General features: G+C 42.3%; 17 protein-coding genes. 10 read left to right on the forward strand and 7 right to left on the reverse strand.

Annotated features, from left to right (window positions below):
- Positions 1-10: 10 nt before the first annotated feature.
- The 4 genes from ATH1_RS0104275 to ATH1_RS0104290 form a co-directional block, all read right to left on the reverse strand.
- Positions 11-1,093, reverse strand: coding sequence for an efflux RND transporter periplasmic adaptor subunit (locus ATH1_RS0104275; protein WP_010418044.1), 1,083 nt, complete (start codon positions 1,091-1,093; stop codon positions 11-13).
- A gap of 413 nt (positions 1,094-1,506) precedes the next feature.
- Entirely contained in the window at positions 1,507-2,787 is a 1,281-nt protein-coding gene (locus ATH1_RS0104280; RefSeq protein ID WP_010418048.1) for an ABC transporter permease, read from the reverse strand.
- Between the two features lie 56 nt (positions 2,788-2,843).
- A complete protein-coding gene (locus ATH1_RS0104285) occupies positions 2,844-4,094 on the reverse strand; it encodes an ABC transporter permease (protein WP_010418051.1) in 1,251 nt (416 codons plus the stop codon).
- Between the two features lie 116 nt (positions 4,095-4,210).
- Complete coding sequence (locus ATH1_RS0104290; protein ID WP_010418054.1) at positions 4,211-4,942, reverse strand: ABC transporter ATP-binding protein; 732 nt, start codon at positions 4,940-4,942, stop codon at positions 4,211-4,213.
- A gap of 217 nt (positions 4,943-5,159) precedes the next feature.
- Here ATH1_RS0104290 and ATH1_RS0104300 point away from each other — a divergent pair, with 217 nt between their 5' ends.
- The 3 genes from ATH1_RS0104300 (at position 5,160) to ATH1_RS0104310 (ending at position 8,128) form a co-directional block, all read left to right on the forward strand.
- On the forward strand, positions 5,160-5,888 hold the full coding sequence (locus ATH1_RS0104300; protein ID WP_010418058.1) for a M48 family metallopeptidase: 729 nt from the start codon (positions 5,160-5,162) through the stop codon (positions 5,886-5,888).
- An 11-nt stretch (positions 5,889-5,899) separates the two neighbouring features.
- A complete protein-coding gene (gene dgt, locus ATH1_RS0104305) occupies positions 5,900-7,228 on the forward strand; it encodes a dGTP triphosphohydrolase (protein ID WP_010418062.1) in 1,329 nt (442 codons plus the stop codon).
- A 183-nt stretch (positions 7,229-7,411) separates the two neighbouring features.
- Positions 7,412-8,128: a DUF6261 family protein gene (locus ATH1_RS0104310; RefSeq protein WP_010418064.1), complete on the forward strand. Its 717-nt coding sequence runs from the start codon at positions 7,412-7,414 to the stop codon at positions 8,126-8,128.
- Here ATH1_RS0104310 and ATH1_RS0104315 read toward each other — a convergent pair.
- Positions 8,123-8,932: a hypothetical protein gene (locus tag ATH1_RS0104315; RefSeq protein ID WP_010418066.1), complete on the reverse strand. Its 810-nt coding sequence runs from the start codon at positions 8,930-8,932 to the stop codon at positions 8,123-8,125. The two genes, ATH1_RS0104310 and ATH1_RS0104315, sit on opposite strands and share 6 nt — an antisense overlap.
- Before the next feature lie 104 nt (positions 8,933-9,036).
- Here ATH1_RS0104315 and ATH1_RS21820 point away from each other — a divergent pair, with 104 nt between their 5' ends.
- From ATH1_RS21820 to ATH1_RS0104335, 4 genes are all read left to right on the forward strand, one after another.
- A complete protein-coding gene (locus tag ATH1_RS21820) occupies positions 9,037-9,297 on the forward strand; it encodes a hypothetical protein (protein WP_156062747.1) in 261 nt (86 codons plus the stop codon).
- Positions 9,298-9,323: 26 nt separating this feature from the next.
- A complete protein-coding gene (gene rbfA, locus ATH1_RS0104325) occupies positions 9,324-9,662 on the forward strand; it encodes a 30S ribosome-binding factor RbfA (RefSeq protein WP_010418071.1) in 339 nt (112 codons plus the stop codon).
- A gap of 169 nt (positions 9,663-9,831) precedes the next feature.
- On the forward strand, positions 9,832-10,662 hold the full coding sequence (locus ATH1_RS0104330; protein ID WP_010418073.1) for a class I SAM-dependent methyltransferase: 831 nt from the start codon (positions 9,832-9,834) through the stop codon (positions 10,660-10,662).
- A gap of 63 nt (positions 10,663-10,725) precedes the next feature.
- On the forward strand, positions 10,726-11,964 hold the full coding sequence (locus ATH1_RS0104335) for an ABC transporter permease (RefSeq protein ID WP_010418076.1): 1,239 nt from the start codon (positions 10,726-10,728) through the stop codon (positions 11,962-11,964).
- On the opposite strand, the gene dusB is transcribed toward ATH1_RS0104335, so the two are convergent.
- Positions 11,940-12,938 carry a tRNA dihydrouridine synthase DusB gene (gene dusB, locus ATH1_RS18925; RefSeq protein ID WP_044114880.1) on the reverse strand — a complete coding sequence of 333 codons (999 nt, stop codon included), beginning with the start codon at positions 12,936-12,938 and terminating at the stop codon, positions 11,940-11,942. The genes ATH1_RS0104335 and dusB overlap by 25 nt on opposite strands.
- Before the next feature lie 171 nt (positions 12,939-13,109).
- On the opposite strand from dusB, the gene ATH1_RS0104345 reads away from it, so the two are divergent.
- Positions 13,110-15,110, forward strand: coding sequence for a tetratricopeptide repeat-containing sensor histidine kinase (locus tag ATH1_RS0104345; protein ID WP_010418082.1), 2,001 nt, complete (start codon positions 13,110-13,112; stop codon positions 15,108-15,110).
- An 85-nt stretch (positions 15,111-15,195) separates the two neighbouring features.
- Entirely contained in the window at positions 15,196-15,945 is a 750-nt protein-coding gene (locus ATH1_RS0104350; protein WP_010418084.1) for a LytR/AlgR family response regulator transcription factor, read from the forward strand.
- Between the two features lie 85 nt (positions 15,946-16,030).
- Here ATH1_RS0104350 and trpS read toward each other — a convergent pair whose 3' ends face one another.
- Positions 16,031-17,020, reverse strand: coding sequence for a tryptophan--tRNA ligase (gene trpS / locus ATH1_RS0104355; protein ID WP_010418088.1), 990 nt, complete (start codon positions 17,018-17,020; stop codon positions 16,031-16,033).
- A gap of 322 nt (positions 17,021-17,342) precedes the next feature.
- On the opposite strand from trpS, the gene ATH1_RS0104360 reads away from it, so the two are divergent.
- A complete protein-coding gene (locus ATH1_RS0104360; protein ID WP_010418091.1) occupies positions 17,343-20,009 on the forward strand; it encodes a PAS domain-containing hybrid sensor histidine kinase/response regulator in 2,667 nt (888 codons plus the stop codon).
- Positions 20,010-20,268 lie beyond the last annotated feature (259 nt).

Consider the following 20,268-nt stretch of genomic DNA (forward strand, 5'->3'; position numbering starts at 1 on the left):
GGTTATTGCATCAGGATTGTGGCACTTTAATTTTGTCTTCTTCAGTGAGCCCTTCCTTAACTTCGATATTAATACCGTCGGACAGACCTGTTTTGATCAGACGCTTTTCGAACACCTGAGGCTCGGTCATTACTTCAACAAAAGTTGAGTCATCTTTAAACGTGATCAATTTTTCTTTAATGGCCAGCACACTGTCGCGACGGGCGAGAACAATATCTGCCGTGGCACTGTATCCGGCACGTATAAAGCTGCCTTCCTGAAGTTCTACAGCGGCTTTTATTTCAAATTGGATAGCTCCGTTTTCTTCAACGCCTTTGGGTGAGATAAATTCGAGGTCGGCCTGAAATTCTTCCTCATCAAGCGCACCAATGGTCAGTAACAATTGCATGCCTTCTTTTATTTTTCCGACTTCCGTTTCATCGACCATCCCTTCGAAAACCATTTCGCCCATGTCGGCAACAATGGCTACGGTAGTTCCGTCGTTGAAGGTATTGCTTTTGATCACGGAGTTCCCGACTTCTACCGGTACATCCAGAACCATGCCTGATGTAGTAGCACGAATCAGCGTGTTGGTTTGGGCTCCGGCTTTTTTAATAACCCCTTCTTTAATGAGCTCCAAATTGTTTTCGGCCGATTCCAGATCATTCCTGTAAGTTTCAAAAGTCAGTTTATCTGATAAATACTGCGATTCAGGAATCACTTTATTCTCATAAAGTTCTTTGGATCTCTCGAACTCTATTTTTGCATTTTCGAAGCTAAGGCGTGCCTTTTCCAGTCTGTTTTCGGCCTCGTTGACCTGTATCATTTCGGGTATGATCTGGATTTTAGCGATCAGTTCTCCTTCTTTGACCACATCACCCGGTTGTACATAGATTTCATTGATAATTCCCGATTCCTGCGGTTTAATTTGAATTTCTTTTCGCGGAACAATCGAACCGGTAGCAACCGTCTTTTTGATAATATTGGTTATTTCGGGTTGTTCGGTTTCGAAAACAACCGGCGACTTTTTGGTTTGTTTGTAAAGGTAAAAGAATACCCAGCCAACAAGGGCTGTTAAAACAACCACCATTGAAATTTTGAGAAACTTCTTCATTAGTATAAAATTTTGTCTAAGTTATTGGTCTAATCTATTTCAATGTAAGAATTGATACATGAGTGCAGTATAAAAAGCATATTTTTGTCAAAATCAAGGCGTTTTAAATTTTTGTACCGGAGTTAACTTATTGTTAATGAGGATGCAAAAATTTAAAACAACAACGAGTTTGGCAATAAAGATGCTTTTTAGACCGGGTTCATACATATTTTTATTGTCACATTCCTTGCTACGCTCGATTCATCATTCATCTAACTCAAAATGTAAATAATTTTATATCAATCACTTGTTGTGTGGAGTCAGATATTTGCCTAACAGGCAAAATGTTGGAACAAGCTGAAAAATTCTTTCCTTCAAAATTTATTACTTCAGTCTTTTAAACTTCTGTCTCTTATATCTAAAAATCTATCGATCTATTCATGATGCAGTGCTTCTATGGGTTTAATTCTTACAGCTTTCATTGCCGGAATCAGCCCTGCAAGAAGACCAACAATCACCAGTATAATTATAGAAGCAATGGCCATCGGCAGCCCTATTTCGGGATTCATGAAGAACGACTGTTCATCGGTTGGCGACTGGGAGCGAGCTGCTTCCAGTGCCACATCGGTGAGATGCAAAACCAGAGTACCCATGGCCAGTCCCAAAAATCCGGCAACAGTGGTCAGAAACACCGATTCTGATAATATCTGGCCTATCACGATTGCAGGACGGGCACCGATGGCCCTTTGAATGCCAATTTCTTTTGTTCGTTCCCTCACGATAACCAGCATAATGTTACTTACACCTACGGCCCCTGCTATGAGGGTTCCGATACCGACTACCCAGATAAGAATGTTGATGCCCAGAAATGTGTATTCAATGGTCTGCAACTCACTTTGGATATTGAAACCACCTATTGCCTGGTCATCTTCCGGTGCAATCTTGTGATGTTTTTTAATGATGGGCTTAATTCTGTCCACGATCGATTGGACATTGACGCCCGGTTTAGCTGTCAACCCGAAAAAGTGTACTTCATCACCATAATTGAATGTTTGTTGCATGGTAGTGAATGGCAGATAAATGGTTTCTTTTTTATTACTGCCGATGTTAATGTTGGGGTTATTCGATTTGAAAACACCTACCACCATAAAATAAACACCATTTACACGAAGGTATTTTCCTACCGGGTCTTCTCCTTCATCGAACATTACTTCGTACACTTTTTCACCAATGATGCACACTTTTCGCTTCAATTCAATGTCTTTTTTATTGATGTATCGACCATAAGGCAAAGTGCAAGGGTCAATTTTACGATATTCGGGGTAATCGCCCATTACATTGAAAGCAGCTGCTTTTTCACCCCTTACAACATTTTGGCCTTCACGGAGATTCCATCCTTGCAATCTTGGAGACAAAACATCAATTTCCGGAATTTCATCAACAATGGCTTCCATATCGGCATTGTTCAGGCTCCACCAGCGGCCGCGGTCGTATCCCTGGTAGGCTACTGTTGTTCTGTTGGCCCACAAAAAGGCACTATTGGTGGCAAAGTCTTTAACGCCTTGGGTGATGCCGTTTACCAGGGCATTCCCCGCGCCGGTCATTACCACGAGCATAAAGATGGCCCAGAAGACGCCAAAGGCAGTTAGTATGCTCCGGAATTTATTTTGTTTTATGGCATTAAGTATTTCCTGCCAGCGATCTCTGTCAAACACGGTTTCTGGTTTTTAAGTTTCTATTTTTCAGTTTTCACGACGTCAATCATCACCTATTATTCGTCGTGCAGGGCTTCAATGGGTTTTATTCCCGCTGCTTTTCTGGCCGGAACAAAGCCTGCTATAAGACCTGCTACGATCAGCACAACCAGTGCAGAGGTTACTACTGAAACATTGGCTGGGGGGTTATAAAATATGTTTTCCACATTGGGCGAATTTTCAGCTACTCTCTGCAGAACCATTGATACTGCTGATAAAAGGCCCATGCCAAAAACAAGCCCCAGAAAGCCGGATACTGAGGTAATGAATACCGATTCGGAGAGAACCAGGCGGATAACCGACCATGGTGTGGCTCCTATCGCTTTGCGAATCCCGATTTCTTTCGTTCGCTCTTTTACCAGTATGATCATAATATTACTAACTCCGACAATTCCGGCTATGATGGTCATTATTCCGATAACCCAGACAAACATGCGAATGCCACTGAAGACACCTTGTGCCTGTTTAAAATGCTCCAGCGTGTTCCAGATACCTATGGCCTGTTTGTCGTCGGGGGCCACTCTGTGCCTTTTCATCAATGTTGTGCGCACGGCCTCTTCAATTCTTTTGTTTTCAGCTACTGTCAGTGCATTGGTCGATATGGCGAGATCACTCAGCTGGTTGTTGCCATTAAACACTCTTTGAGCTGTATTGACCGGAATATAAATTTTTTCTTCGTCTCTTCTTTCAGGGTTTTCGAAGATGCCGACAACCATAAAGGGCACTTTGCTGATGCGGATATATTTTCCGATTGGGTCTTCATCCTTGAACAAGGCCTTTTTGACCGGAAGCGACAATATGGCCACTTTTCGGTATTCGTTCATATCCATTTGGTTAAGGTAACGTCCCTGTACCATGTCAACAATCTGAATGTGTTGGAATTCGGGGCGTACCCCTTCAAGATCGTAATCTCCGTATTGATCCTTGTAAGTCGCCGTTCCGCTTCCCCAACGTCTAAATCTCCCTGAGATATTGGAGATGTCGTCGTCGAACATATTGGCCAGATGATTGTAATCTTCGTTGGTAAATTGTATTCTTCGTCCTGCCTGAAGTCCTTTATAAGACACCTGAGTCTGGCGGCTCCATATCCACAACGCATTTTTGGCTGTTCCCCTGAAATTGTTTTCCATGCCGTGCTGGAGACCATTTCCTGATCCAAGCAGAAGGATCAGCATAAATATTCCCCAAGCCACGCTAAATCCGGTCATGATGGCACGTAACTTGTTTTGCTTCAGGGTTGAAAGTATTTCTTGCAGGGAGTTAAACATAGGATTTGACTGTATTAGTACGTTTGATTCCTTTGCTACAGATCAACAAGAAGTCGAATTATCCGTTATTGCTGCATTCTTGTAGCGGTTAAAAGGACAACATCAGCATTTTGATACTAACTGCTTGTGAATATTTCGTTATTTACCGGTTGGAAATTACCATTGATTTTGTTTTCGCCGATGATGCCGTCGCGTAGGCGAATGATTCGTTGTGTTCGATGTGCAATATCATTTTCGTGGGTTACAATAATGACCGTGATGCCCATTTGGTTGACTTCCTGAAGAATGTCCATCACCTCGAACGAAGTCTGTGAGTCCAAAGCCCCGGTGGGTTCATCGGCAAGTATTACTTTTGGCTTTGAGATAAGAGCCCTGGCAATGGCAATACGTTGTTTTTGACCGCCCGACAGTTCTGCCGGAAGATGATTTGCCCACTCTTTAAGTCCCATCCGGTCGAGATATTCCAGAGCCATTTGATTTCGCTTTTTCCGGCTTATATTCTTGTAATAAAGCGGCAGTGCCACATTTTCCATGGCATTTTTGAATGAGATCAGGTTGAATGACTGGAAAACAAAGCCAATGTAATTGTTCCGAAACCGTGCAGCTTTGGTTTCATTCATCTTTTCTATCCTGATATTATCGAGATAATAATTACCGCTATCGTGCGAATCCAGGATTCCCAAAATGTTGAGTAGTGTAGATTTTCCTGATCCGGAAGAACCCATAATACTGACCATTTCGCCGGCCTTTATATCCAGATCAATACCTTTCAGCACGTGAAGGGCATTATTCCCCGTTTTATAGGATTTGTGCAGGCCTTCTACTTTAATAATACTATTATTGCTCATGGTACCTGGTTTTGTTTTATTATGTGGTTTTGCATTTGTTGCTCTATCAATTGCTTTGCCAAAATTATTAAATTGTTGATATAAAATTTATTAAGGTGGATTTGAAAATAAGGCATATATTTTAAAACTGTCTGGTTTTGACACAATCCATGTTCGATATCGAACAAATTTTATACCTTACTCACTGATAAAAAGAATTCTTTAACTTTGCCGTAATATGCCGGTAAAAACTTCATTGATTCATATCGACGGAATTGGTCCTGTACTTTTTAAATCGGATCGTCGTTGTAAACGCCTTTCCATCAGGATAAAACCTTTTGAGGGAGTAGTGGTGATGTTCCCGCCCGGGTACTCCCCCCATAAAGCACTTGCTTTTGTTGAAGCGAAGAAATCGTGGATACGGAAGAACAAAGCCCGAATAGAAGAGCAAGAAAAGGCCGTTACCATTTTCGATGAAACGACCAATTTCCGAACACGAAGTTTTCAGCTAAAAATAGAAAAGGCCCCCAGGGATGATGTCAGATTGATATTGAATTCAGGCGTACTGAAGGTTCTTTATCCTCAGCATATCAACGTGGCCGATGCACCGGTTCAGAATGCCATCAGATATGGCATTGAAGAAGTCATGCGAATTGAAGCCAAAATGGTTTTGCCCATAAAGGTGAGAACTTTTGCCAGGCAATATCATTTTAAATTCAATAAAGTTTTTATCAAGAATATGAAATCCAGATGGGGAAGTTGTTCTTCAGTAAACAATATTAATTTGAACCTGCATCTGATGAGACTGCCTGAACACCTGGTCGATTATGTTGTTTTGCACGAACTTTGCCATACCGTTGAGAAAAACCACGGCCCCGGGTTCTGGCGCCTTCTCAACGAATTGACAGGGGGAAAAGCGAAAACTCTTGCTGCCGAGATGAGACAATATCGGACCACCCTCTATTGAAAGCGAACATTATGGACTGGAAAAAACTTCTTTCTACAAACCGAACCGGTCAGGCAACAAGGGTTCAGCATCACGACCGGACACAATTTCAGCGGGATTATGATCGTCTCATCTTTTCGTCTCCTTTCAGGCGGATGCAGGACAAGACCCAGGTGTTTCCGTTGCCGGGCAGTGTATTTGTTCACAACCGGCTGACTCACAGTCTGGAGGTGGCCAGTGTTGGCCGTTCGCTTGGCAGTAATATAGCCCGTTTCCTGAATAAACGCTACGGCGACGAACTCCCCCTTGCCGATGAACTGGGGTCGGTGGTGGCTGCTGCTTGTCTGGCTCATGATATGGGGAATCCTCCCTTTGGTCATTCGGGCGAAAAGGCCATTTCCGATTACTTCAAATATGGAAAGGGTCAAGACCTGAAGAATATGGTTGGCTCACGTGAAATTTGGAATGATTTTATAGCTTTCGAGGGCAATGCCAACGCCTTGCGGGTGCTGACCCATAAATTTAAAGGAAGACGAAACGGAGGATTTGCCCTTACTTATACCACGGTCGCATCCATCGTGAAATATCCGTATGCCTCCGGACGCGAGGACTTAAAAAAGTACGGTTTTTTCCAATCGGAAAAAGAGATGTTTTTGAATATTGCTTCGGAGCTGGGACTTAGGGAAGTTAGCGGAGACGTTTTTGCACGCCACCCTTTGGTCTACCTGGTGGAGGCAGCAGACGACATCTGCTATCAGATAATGGATATCGAAGATGCCCATAAACTCGGGATTCTTTCCACGGAAGAAACCCGTGCCCTGCTAATGGCATTTTATGATCCGGTTGAGGATAAATCCCACTTGAAACGAATAAAAGAGGTGAGCAAAGAAGTGACCGACACCAATGAACAAATCGCGTATCTTCGTGCCGGTGTTATCGGGAAAATGGTAGATGCCTGTACAAGGATATTCACAGAACATCACGATGAAATTCTTAACGGGACTTTCAATGGAGCTCTGACTGAGCACCTGCAGTCTCCCGTTTATGATGCAATGAAGCAATGTTCAAAAGTCGGATTTGAAAAAATTTACAAGCATCCATCTGTGGTGGAGATCGAAATAGCTGGCTTTAAGATATTGGGAACACTTCTGGATGAGTTCATTCATGCAGTGCTTAATCCGCAGCATTATTATTCTGGGTTGTTGCTGCCTTTCATCCCTGAACAATACAGGGTTCCCGATTCATCCCCGGTACATCAGCGCATCCAAACAGTAATTGATTTTATTTCAGGTATGACCGATGTTTATGCACTCGACCTTTTCAGGAAAATTCGTGGCACTCGCCTTGGCAGCAAAAATTAATATACTGATGAAACGAGCATGGCAACGTTTTCCACAACAAGAACAAGTATAAGTTCTTGCATGCGAGTTCCATTTGACAAATAACTTGGATAAATTATATACGGATGAAACCAACGGGAGCTGTTTTACGTAAATTTTAAGAAAGTTTATTCGGAAGTATCAACTCCTAAACCCCTTGGTTCTATGCTTAAATCATTGAATTTTTCGCAATTAATGTCGTTTGACTTATATGATCTTGCAAAAATATCGCTGCAGGTATTCGATCATTGTCCCGTTCATAAATCTACTCTTTATCCTTTTGTAGAGGATGTTCGTGAAAGTCTGAAGTGTTATGAAGAAACCTTTCAGCGTCGCGTTATCAGTTTTATCATGGAGCGTAAAACACTTCAGGCGAGCAGACGTGACGAGGCTTATATCGCGTTTTACCGTCTTGTGGAAGCGGCTTGTCACCGGCCAAAGAAAGAGATATCCCTTATGGCTGCCGGCTTATTAGAGGTCTTGCTAAAGCATGCCTGGCAAACCCAAAGTGATGGTTATCAGCGACAATCAACCTGCCTGCCCTCCCTAATCAGGGAGTTGGAGGAGCATCATTTGGATACGATTGAAACTTTGGGCGCTTCCGAGTGGTTTGATGAACTGGTACATGCCCAGGCGGAATTTGATGCGCTGACTGAAGAAAAGGGAATTGGAGCATTTAAAGATATATCGGTGCGCGAAACCCGGCCAATTCTGGAAAATGCCCTTCGTTCACTCTTTTGGATTACCGACCGGCTTTATCAGTCTTCGCCCGACGAAGAACTGGGCAAGGTTGTTTTTAATCTGAATAATGTGGTCAGGAAGTTGACAACTAAAGTTGAGCGTGATATTTGCGCAAATGTGCTTTCAGGTATGGAATCATGACAATTTTTCCCTGGCCTTACTGATTCTTTTGTAGGTTGCTGCAGCGAAGCGTTCGCTTAGTGCATCAATTAAGTCACTGTGCTTTTCCAGTTTAAGCAAACCTTCGAAGTTTTGTTCATCTTCCAGTTGCCTGGAAAGTGCCGGAATTATTTTTTTAGACAGGGAAGCATCTATTTCGTCGACAATGTCGAGCTGAAAGAGAACCCTTGAGATGAATTTGTGATCGTCGAGAATCTGTAAATACTCTTCTGATGAAACATCGGGTTTCGACAAAATCCGATGTCGCGTATTTAGTTTTTCAAAAACGTTTTTTAAATCCTCAATTTGTGAATTGTTAAGACCTGCAGGGATATAAACAATACCAGAAAGTGCAGATTCATTGTTGGTCTTTTTAATTTTCCCGAATGCAAAAACCTCTCCGGCATGCCATTCTGAAAGAGAGTGGCTGAGCTTTCGGTTTTTTACGATTTTTCCCAGAAATGAACCGTTATTGTCAAGTACATCCACATTATACTTGTCGTGTTCGTTGGGATGTACCCGGGCCATTCCCGTAAAATCATAAGAGGAATCACTGAAAGTTAATGATTCGGGGATATTTTTTAGTTCAAGCTTTTTAACCCCGGCTGTTTTATACAGCTCCGGGGCAGATGTCGAAGAAGATGAGACTGTTGCTTCCTCTTTGGACTTGTCAGTACCGAAAACGGTTTGTGTTTCCTTCTTTTTTCTGGTCACCCAAAGTAAATAAGCAGTTGCGGAAAGCAATGCACCTGTAATTGAGAATATTACCGTTTTTGCTCGTTTCATTTTTACCGTTTCATTTTTACTGAATTATAGCCATCATGCAATATACAAAAAAGAGTAACAACCTGAATGATACTTTTGTTAGTTTTGCGGATAAAATGCATGTTATGCGTATTTTATTTATATGTTCGGCAAAAGTATGGGGTGGCAATGAAAAGTGGGTTTCTCTTGCCATGCAAGGATTGAAAAAGAGGCATCAGGTATTGAGAGACACATCCGAAGTTGCTAAAAGATTAAAACAGATTATATCCCTTCCGGATGACCGGCTCAGTAGTATCGGCGAAAAAGGGGCCAACACCGTTCGCCGCCTGTTCAATATGGACACCATGGTAAAAGAGCTGGAAAGTTTTTTGCATAATTTTGTCTAACTTCGGGCATTAAAATGAAATGAGATATGGATTCTACCCGACAGAAAAAAATAGGACGTCTTATACAAAAAGACATGAGCGAGATGTTTCAGCGCGAGGTAAAAGAGCTGATTCAGGGAACTATGGTTACGGTAACTGTTGTGAGAGTGACTTCCGATTTAGGAATTGCCCGCATCTATTTAAGTATTTTCCCGGGTGACAAAAAAGAAGAAGTGTTTAATAATATTACCCAACATAATTCACGAATACGTTATGCGCTTGGGAAAAGGGTCGGGAAACAGTTGCGCGTCATTCCCGAACTGGAATTTTATATTGACGACAGTCTGGATTATGTTGATAATATTGACAGGCTTCTGAATGAATAAAGAGCCCAGTCTAAAAAGCATCTTTGTTGTCAAACTCGTTGTTGTTTTAAATTTTTGAATTTTCATTAACAATAAGTTAACTCCGGCACAAAAATTTAAAACGCCTGGATTTTGACAAAAATATGCTTTTTAGACTGCACTCAATAAAGTCATATAAGTTTTTGATAACATGCAGTACGATCCCATCAAACGGTCGCTGGGCCGTGTATTTAATGTAACACCGGCATTTCGTTTGGTGTTTTACCGATTGCTGAATCTGTTGTTATTACGTTCGTGGTACATACGAAGAGAGCTACGGAAATGGGCTGCACAACAGGGCGAGGTGGCAGATATACTGGATGCCGGATCCGGTTTTGGACAATACAGTTGGGCTATGTCGAGACTGGGAGATGATTTTCGCATTACGGGCGTCGATGTTAAAGAAGAGCAGGTGGAGGACTGTAACCGTTTTTTCAAGATTATTGGTAAAGGAGGACGCGTTAATTTCATCAAGGCTGATTTAACACAATTTTCTGAAGCAACAACATACGACCTGATACTTTCGGTGGATGTTATGGAACATATTGAAGACGACCGAAAGGTGTTCCGTAATTTTTATGAAAGTCTTATTCCGGGCGGCATGCTGCTCATTTCCACACCATCGGATAAGGGAGGATCGGATTCGTATGAACATGGGGATGAGGTTACCGGGTTCATAGATGAACACGTCAGAGACGGATACAGTATTGAAGATATAACGCGTAAACTTTCGGATGCGGGTTTTTCAGAAATTGATGCCCGTTATACCTATGGGAAGCCGGGTTATATTGCCTGGAAATGGTCCATGAAATACCCGATAATGATGCTTAACAGCAGTAAACTGTTCTTCCTGATTCTTCCATTTTATTATCTGATTGTCTGGCCATTCTGCTGTGTTTTGAACTATCTTGATACACGGAAACAACATTCCGCCGGAACCGGTCTGCTGGTGAAAGCATTTAAACCGGAGAAAGAAGAGTGAAACGAGTCCCGATTTCTGGAGACGATTTCCATTCGACCAATAACTTAGACTAATTTTATACTGATGAAACTGGCTCTTCGCATAGCAATAAGATATTTGTTTGCCAAAAAGTCGCAGAATGTCATTAATGTCATTTCGATGATATCGGTGTCTGGTGTTTTGGTGGGCTCATTGGCACTTATTGTCGTTTTGTCAGTTTTTAACGGCCTCCACGGATTGATTGGTTCTTTATACGGTTCGTTTGATCCGGAGCTGAAAATAGAACCGGTACGGGGGAAAGTTTTTTCTCTTGATTCAATCCCGTCACAGGAAATTTATGAAACGGAAGGCGTGGCTGTTGTTTCTCATATTCTTGAAGACCAGGCGCTTTTGCGTTCCGACAAACGCCAGGTGCCTGCTATTGTTATGGGCGTCGATGAAAATTTTGATGAAGTTTCGGGCATTGACACCATTATTATTGACGGTAAGTATCAGCTACAACTTGAAAGACAGAATTATAGCGTTGTCGGCTATGTTCTGGCTGATCAACTCGGACTGCGGCTTAATTTCGTAAAACCGCTGGTTGTTTATGCTCCCAGGCGCACTGCCCGCATTAATATGATGCGTCCCGACCTGTCGTTTAATGAAGAGTATCTTCACCCGGCCGGAATTTTTGCAGTACGCCAGCTTGAATACGACTCTAAATACATGGTCGTTAATATTGGTCAGGCCCGCAGGCTGTTTGATTACGGTGACGATGCAGTGTCGTCACTGGGAATTTCTGTAAAAAAGGGATATGAAACGGATAAGGTGAAAGCCCGGTTGCAGGAACTTTTGGGTGAAGATTTCTCCGTACTGGACAGGCATGAACAACATGCCACTTTTTACAAACTGATGCGGGTTGAGAAACTGATGGCTTATCTGATTCTTCTTTTTATCCTTGTTATTGCCTTGTTTAATGTTATCGGGACTTTGTCGCTCCTCATTTTTGAAAAGAAAGAAAGCATAGGAACATTTCGAAGTATGGGTGCCAACCGCTCGTTGATTAATAAAATATTTCTCACAGAAGGATGGTTGATATCCCTGGCCGGAGTAACGTTTGGCGTATTGCTGGGAGCTTTCCTGGTGTGGTTGCAGCAACATTTCGGTTTGTTGAAATTCAGCGGCGAAGGGGCGTTTATTGTTGACGCCTATCCGGTAGCTTTGCAATGGTCGGATATGCTTCTTGTATATGTTAGCGTTTCGTTGGTGGGTTTACTGGCTGCGTGGTATCCCGTTCGTGTAATTGTACAGCGCTATTATTCCGGGCAGGGAGAAGAATGATCTGCCCATTGTTCTGCTATTTCATCAAGGATGGCATTCAGTTCGTCAATACGCTCGGTACGCAGCATTTTTATCTTGAGTGGACGAAAATGTTCAAGCCCTTTGAATGTAGTGGCCAGGTGACGTCTCGAATGCAAAATGCCTCTTCTTTCGCCCAGCCATTCCACAGATTTGTTGACCTGCTCCCTGATCATTTCAACATGCTCAGGGATGGTAGGCGCTGGTAGTAGTTCTCCTGTATCGAGATAATGTCTGATCTCGCGGAATATCCATGGGCGACCTATAGCCGGCCTGCCAATCATTAAGGCATCAACCCCGTATTTTTGCAGATAATTTTTGGCTTTTAACGGATTTGTAATGTCCCCGTTCCCGATAACAGGGATGGTCATCCTGGGGTTGTTTTTCACGGCTCCGATAAGTGTCCAGTCGGCTTCTCCCGAATACATCTGTGCCCGGGTGCGGCCATGAATGGTAATCGCCTGAATGCCTGTATCCTGAAGCTGTTCGGCAACATCAACAATATTTTTTGATGATTCGTCCCAGCCCAGGCGCGTTTTTACCGTAACCGGTGTTTTTACTGCCTTTACGATGGCACGAGTCATCTCAATCATTTTCGGTATATCACGTAACATGCCAGCTCCCGCACCTTTTGAAGCAATTTTTTTTACGGGGCACCCAAAATTGATGTCGATAATGTCGGGCCCTGCCTCCTCTGCTATTCGGGCAGCTTCAACCATAGCACCGGTCTCCTTGCCATATATCTGAATGCCTACAGGACGTTCTTCCTCACTGATTTCTATTTTTTTCAACGTCTTATCCACTTCCCTGACGAGCGCATCGGCCGACACAAATTCCGTATACATCAGGTCTGCACCATATCGTTTGCACAATTGCCTGAACATTTTGTCGGTCACATCTTCCATGGGAGCCAGAAGAAGAGACTCCTTTCTGAGTTCGAGATTTCCTATCTTCACCACACCAATTTTTAGCATACAAAGATAACCCTTCATCAAAAAATCTGCATAACAAATGGGTAACAGGCATAAAATTTATGTACCTTGCCAGAAACAAAGAGAATAGGGAATATCTTTCCACACAAGGAATGATAAGAGTTTAATACCATATCACAACAACGCTTGATTTTTATGCAGAAAAAGTCCGGGCTGCTAATTATTATTCTTTTTGAATTTTTTTCATGCCGGAATGTTCCCGACGATAAGGCGAATCCGGAAGGGAACCTGATGTCTGACGTTGTGGGAACAGATTCTCTTGTTGTAGAGCAGTTGATCGAACGTTCCATAAATCTTTACGGTCAGGGGGGGGTGCATGTTGACATCTCCGATAATTATCTTTCCGAAGCTGAAGAAATTGCCCGCAAAAATGAGAATCTTAATCAACTGGCGCGCATATATAACCTGACAGGACAGCGCTATCGAAACAGAGCCCGGTATGGGAAAGCCATGGAATTTCATCAGAAAGCACTTGCCCTGGCCACAAAAACCGGTGACAAACATCTCCTGGGGGAGGTGTATAATCAGCTGGGTGTTGTGTACCGGCGTATTGATGATAATCCCGCCGCTCTCGAAATGCATGTTAAAGCACTTTCGCTTGCCGAAGAGACGGGAGATTCCATGTTGATCGGTTCTGCTATTAACAGTATTGGGAATGTCAATTACAATCTTGACCGCTATGTAACCTCAATCGAATACTTTAAGCGCTCCCTCGATATTGCAGAGCGGATGAACAATAAGCTGGGGCTGGCCATAAACCATAACAATCTTGGAGAATCCTTGTTAAAGCTGGGACAGGTTGATTCCGCACTTTCTCATTTTTTCACTTCTCTTGATTACAATTATCAGATTAACAGTAAAATAGGGCAATCCATTTGTTTCAATAGTATAGGTACAGCCTATCTGGAACAAGACAGGCCGCACAAAGCGCTTGAGTATTTAGAGAAGGCATTGCATCTTAACGAGGAGCTGGGCGATTTATTGCAGGTTGCCATCAGTCATTCCAAAATCGGGCAGACCTACCTGCAAACGGGGGATCTGGATTTGGCTGAACAACACCTAAATAAGAGTTTCGCTGTGGCACTTGATATTGGTTCACTGTTTCAGATCGAAGAAGCTTCTAAATTGCTTTCTGAATTGTGTGAAATAAGGGGTGATTATGCCGGGGCTCTGAAATATTTTAAAATGGCTGCAGCTTACAACGACAGTATTATCAATGAAAAGAATGTTAATCATCTGTCGACACAGGAGGCCATTTTTGAGTCAGAGAGACAACGTCAACGAATTGAAGAGTTAAACAAGCAAACACTTCAGCAGCAGGCTATACTCGATCGCCAGCGGTTTTTTCTGACCATTGTTCTTATACTTGTGGTAGCCGTTTCGTTCGCTATAATTATGCTGATACGGCAGTCGCAGTTAAGAAACCGGTATAAGAACGTCCGGCATCAGCAGCGGCTACTTCGTTCCCAGATGAATCCCCATTTTATTTTCAATGCACTCAGCGCTATTCAGGTGTACATTCTTGAACATGATATTGAAAAATCATCACGTTTTCTCACCGATTTTTCAAAATTGATGCGACATGTTTTACGAAGCTCTGCACACGATTATATCTCGCTGAAAGAGGAGACCGAAATTTTGGGATATTACCTGGAATTACAAAGATTACGGTTTTCAGAAGCCTTTGATTATGCCCTGAGTATTGATGAGACACTTGATAAGGAAAAAGTTATGGTTCCTCCGATGTTGACTCAGCCATTTATTGAAAATGCTATTGAACACGGCATTCGGCCATGCGAAACCGAAGGATTTGTTTCTGTAAGATTTATCAGAGAAGACAGGAATAAAATGATTGTGGAGGTTGACGATAACGGAATCGGGATAGAAGCATCAAAAAAGGCTGGTGAAAAGGGAAAAGGGCATGAATCAATGGCAATAAAGATAACCCGTGAACGCCTTGATATGCTGAGAAGAGACTCGGGTCGGAATACGGATATGGTAATCATGGATAAGAAGCAGATCAATCCTTTCGACCGTGGAACTCTGGTACGTATTATCATACCGGTTGTTGAAATGGACAGAAATACAAAAACCCATGAGATAAAGCTTCGTCAAAAGGTATCGCAATGGACTTAAGTGAATTCGTCAGACATCTTTTAAAGTAAAATTATGGTTTTAAAATTAAGGACAATGTGGTCAAATATTTGCAAAAATCATAAAAATGAAGAAAATACTTGTTGTTGAAGACGAACCCCTCATGCAGAAGGTCATCAGACAAGTTATACTGGAACATTTTCCTGACTTCGAATTACTTGAAAGTGTGTATACAGTTGCTGATGCCCTGGAGGCCATTAAAACAAAAAGTCCCAACCTGGTTTTGCTGGACATTGGCTTGCCCGACGGAACTGCATTTGACCTGCTACGGAAAATTGAACTATTCGACTTTAAAGTAGTGTTCTTATCGGGGCATGAAGATTATCTTGTTGAGGCGGTAAGGTTTTCTGCGGCAAGTTATGTGCTGAAACCGTTCGATATTTCTGAGCTGGTTCATGCTATCGATAAAGCCGGTGATGCCCTTGAGGAGAGTGATTATCAGAAAAAAATGGAAATCCTTCTTACCAATTCCGATTTGCCGGCCACGGCACGAATAGTGGTTTTCCCGACGGTCGACTCTTCTCAGTCTGTGCTTCTTTCTTCCATATTTTATGGTGAGGCGGTTGCCGGCGGATGTATTATCCATATTGATTCGGGGAAGGATATTTTTGTCCCGAAACCTTTACGCCGTTATGAACAAATGTTCTGCAAATATGGATTTATAAGGTGCCATCCGTTATATGTGGTCAACCTTCGCAAGATTACAAGTGTGGACGAAGATTCATCAAGCATTTTTCTGGAAGACCATAACACCGAAATTCCCATTGATCCAAGAAAATATGAGTTGATAAAACAGCGGTTTTTGGAAATCGGGTAAAGGACTTTTCAGACTGTTAATTGGTTGCATTCCTGAATTTATAAACTTTTCCTCTTTCCGCCGGTATTCATTTCGTGTTTTGATCTTAAAACGGCTTAAACCCGATAATTTTACGTACTTCCCGTATCGTTTTTGAGGCACTTTCGTGAGCTTTCTCGCGACCTGTGTTGGCCACTTTTCTCAAGTAAGCATCATCGCCGGCAATGGTCTTGATTTTTTCTCTTATGGGAGCGGTGAAATTAATGATGTCTTCGGCCAGTTTCTTTTTTAAATCACCATAGCGGATGGTGCATTTGGCATAGTCGTCTTTAAACTGTTCAAGAACCTCTGGTTTTGAAACCACTTCCATGATGGTGAAGAGATTTTGAACAGGCTCACTAACCGGAGAATTGGGTTTTGACGGGCCGCTGTCGGTAACGGCTCTCATCACTTTCTTCCTGATTGATTCCGGCTCTTCGGCCAGGAAGATGCCGTTTCCTTCAGATTTTCCCATTTTCCCGGAACCGTCAAGTCCGGGTATTTTAATCAGTGATTCCCCAAAGTTAAAGGCTTGGGGAATAGTGAAATAATCAACTTCATAGATTCGGTTGAAACGATTTGCAAACTTACGCGTCATTTCAAGATTTTGCTCCTGGTCTTTGCCCACGGGAACTTTTGAAGCCTGATGGATGATAATATCGGCGGCCATAAGAACCGGGTAGGTCAACAGCCCTGCATTGACATTGTCGGGTTGCTTCCGGGCCTTTTCCTTGAAAGACGTCGTGCGTTCCAGTTCGCCGAGGTACGCATTCATGTTCAGTAAAAGAGTGAGCTCCGCCACTTCGGGCAAATCACTTTGAATGTATATGGTTGCTTTTTCCGGATCGAGCCCTGCAGCCAGATATTCGGCAAGTACCTGACGAACATTTCCATGTAAATCGGCAGGATGGGGATGAGTAGTTAGTGAATGATAATCGGCAATAAAAAAGAAACAATTATAGTTTTCCTGCAACTTCAGGAAGTTCTTAACCGCTCCGAAATAATTACCAAGATGAAGATTCCCGGTTGGACGAATACCACTTACAACAGTTTCCATAATGCGTTTCCTAATCTGAATGTCATTGCTTTAAAACGGACACAAAAATAGTAAAAATAAGAGGTATTACAACGTTCCGTCTCACCGAAACAACAAACCCGTGCCAAATGAGGTACTGAGGCAAAACCTGTATCGATATCTTCCGTGGAGTAATGACAAGAACACTAAGTAACATTAGCCAAAATAAAACGGGCATTCCTCAAATTTCCTTTGAGTCTGTAATGGACTTTATCATGTTTTTTTATTATTTTCACTCAAAATCTTGCTTGCAAGAACTTAGTTTTAAAAAAGTTTTTAAAACCCAAATCCCAAACTTTGAGATATGCAGGATGTTAAGGGCTTTCCCCCTACAGCACAGGAAACATTGGACATGTTGTCAGATTTTACCGGCTCTTATGCTGTGCTCACGGTAGATACCGGCAATGATTTTTCTTTTATCCGGGCTTTTCCGCCAAATATAGACAAACCTGAAACTGAGGAAGTGTTGTCAGATATTTTACACGCTTTAAATGATTTTGGGAAAAACATTTCCGGATGGCAGGAATTGAGTGATCGAAAGTATATTAAACCTTTTTCTTCGGGTCGTTTTATTAATCTGTCGGTTGCCTCCTTGTCGGGTACCTGTCGCCTTTGTTTGTTTTGTAATGAGGATAATTACTGGGATCGCCGGCAACTTTTGTTGATGGATCAAACCCGGCAGATAATAGAACAACAGTTCGAGAACTACTTTTTTGAAAAAAAAGATGGAGAATCCGCCGATAATGAGAAGTTTAGGTTGTTGTTTGATTTTTTCCCGGTTGGAATCTTCTTCTATAATACCTCTCTTGAAATAACAGCCTTTAATGAACGGTTTGCCTCTATTTTGTCGGTTCCTTCAGCGAAATTGCTGAATTTTGACCTGACAAATGTCGTTGATTCTTCTGTTCTGCCTGCCATTAAAGCACCATTGTCGGGCGAAGAAGGGCTTTATGAAGGCCCCTATACTTACACGATTAATGGTAAAACCGTCAATTTAAGGCTTAAAACAGCACCCATACTCAATGCGTCGAATAACATTACCGGAATTATGGGAGTGGTACAGGACAATACCGAACGTATTCAGACGCTTCATGATCTCAATGAAAGTAAAGACCGGTTGAGAGTACTAATAAATGCCACGCCTGATATAATATGTTTTAAAGATGCTAAAGGGAGGTGGATGGAGGCAAATGAATCTATCCAGGAACTATTTCGTTTGAAAGGGAAGAATTTCCTTTTTAAAAGTGAAGAGCATCTTAAGAAAATGGTTCCCGAGCTGGCAGAGGTGTTCGAAAAATGCAGAGAATCGGACATGCAAGCCTGGGAAAAGCGAGAGCCTGTGACGGTCGAAGAAACCGTGCCCTTACTTAATGGTGACGAGCGTAAATTTGATGTGATAAAGACGCCTGTTTTTGATGAACATGGAAACAGGAAAGGCCTTGTAATTTTAGGACGTGACATTACTGCCCGAAAAAAAGCCGAAGAAATGCTTCGCGAAAGCGAAGAGCGGTTCCGGATTGTAGCGACTCATGCCAATGACATTATTTTTGAATGGGATCCAAAAACCGATAAAATGAGTTGGTTTGGCAAAGCCGGTTATATTGGTAATGCTAAGGTGCCTCCTCAGTCGTTTGATGATTTCATTGGATTGGTGCATACCGAAGACAGAGAGCGTATTTCCCGTTTTTGGAAGAACCGGTTTTTTCTTAAGGAAGAATGGAAAGACGAATTCAGAATTGATTCAGCAGGCGGGAAAGTGAAATATTACAGAGGCAGTGGCATTATGATATTTAAGGAAGGAAAGCCTGATAAAGCGATTGGAACTTTTACCGATGTCACACAGGAGAAAGAACTGATAAACAGTTTGCGGGACGCTGTGGAAGTGGCCCAGCATAATCAGGCCAGGATAACAGGCCTTCTCTCGGTTATTCCCGACATTATTTTTATTTTCGACAGAGAAGGTGTCATTAAGGATTACCATGCAGAAAGTATTAATTCGCTTTATGCGTCACCCGACGTTTTTCTCGATCAGCCGGTCGACGAAGTTTTGCCATCCGAAGTTGCCCGCCTCACCCGTGAAAAGATAAATGAAGTCGCCCGGCATAAGGGGATTGAAACTTATGAGTATGAATTATCCAATAAAGGCATTTGCGAGGTTTATGAATCCCGCATGGTCTATGTCGACGATAACCGTTTTATGACCATTGTCCGTGACGTTACACATGCCCGTCAGGTAGAAAAAGAACTTATTGAAGCAAAAGAACAGGCTGAGAAGAGTGACCGCCTGAAATCGGCTTTTCTTGCCAATATGAGCCATGAGATACGTACGCCTATGAATGGTATTATAGGGTTTTCAGAGTTACTCAGGAATAATGACCTTAGCGATAATGAGAGGCAGAATTGCATCGATGTTATCGTGAAAAGCGGTCAGCAATTACTTTCAATCATTAACGATGTTCTTGAAATTTCACAACTCGAAACCGGGCAGATAACTGTTTTACCAAACCGTGTCAACTTAAACAGGCTGATGAATGACCTTGCCCGTTTCTTCATGATGGAAGCAAACGAAAAATCCGTTGAACTGAAATGTCTTTTGCCTGACGAAGACTATTTTCTCTTTGTTGACGGGGGAAAAATTACACAAATATTCAATAATCTTATCAGCAACGCATTTAAATATACACCTCCCGGCGGGCAAATTGTTTTCGGATTTGAGCCTTTGGCTGATAATGTGCGGTTTTTTGTCAAGGACAATGGAATAGGCATTGACCCCCAACATCATAAACTAATCTTTGAACGTTTTGGTCAGGTCGTGAAGGCAGGGGCCAAAAATAAGGGAGGCACAGGCCTGGGCCTCTCCATTTGCAAGAGCCTTGTTGAACTGATGGGAGGTAAAATATGGGTCGAATCGGAGCCGGGATACGGATCAGACTTCTTTTTTACTATTCCCGTTAAGGAACAAGGTGAATGAGTTTCTCCATGATTGCTTTTTGATATCCATTTAACTTCCTATGCTATCCCCCAAATAGGTCTTGTAGGATGTTTGCTCAATGCTTACTCTTCTGCCTGTAAATCACTTTAAAATTACCAACTGCTCAAAACATGATATCTTGTTGGTTTTCAGGGATGTCTGTATCAGCGTATCCCACTAATGACTAATGACTAATGACTAAAAACTAAAAACTAATGACTAAAAACTAATGACTAAATGACTTCCACCCAACTCAAAG

It is taken from the genome of Anaerophaga thermohalophila DSM 12881 (assembly GCF_000191885.1).
GTDB lineage: Bacteria > Bacteroidota > Bacteroidia > Bacteroidales > Marinilabiliaceae > Anaerophaga > Anaerophaga thermohalophila.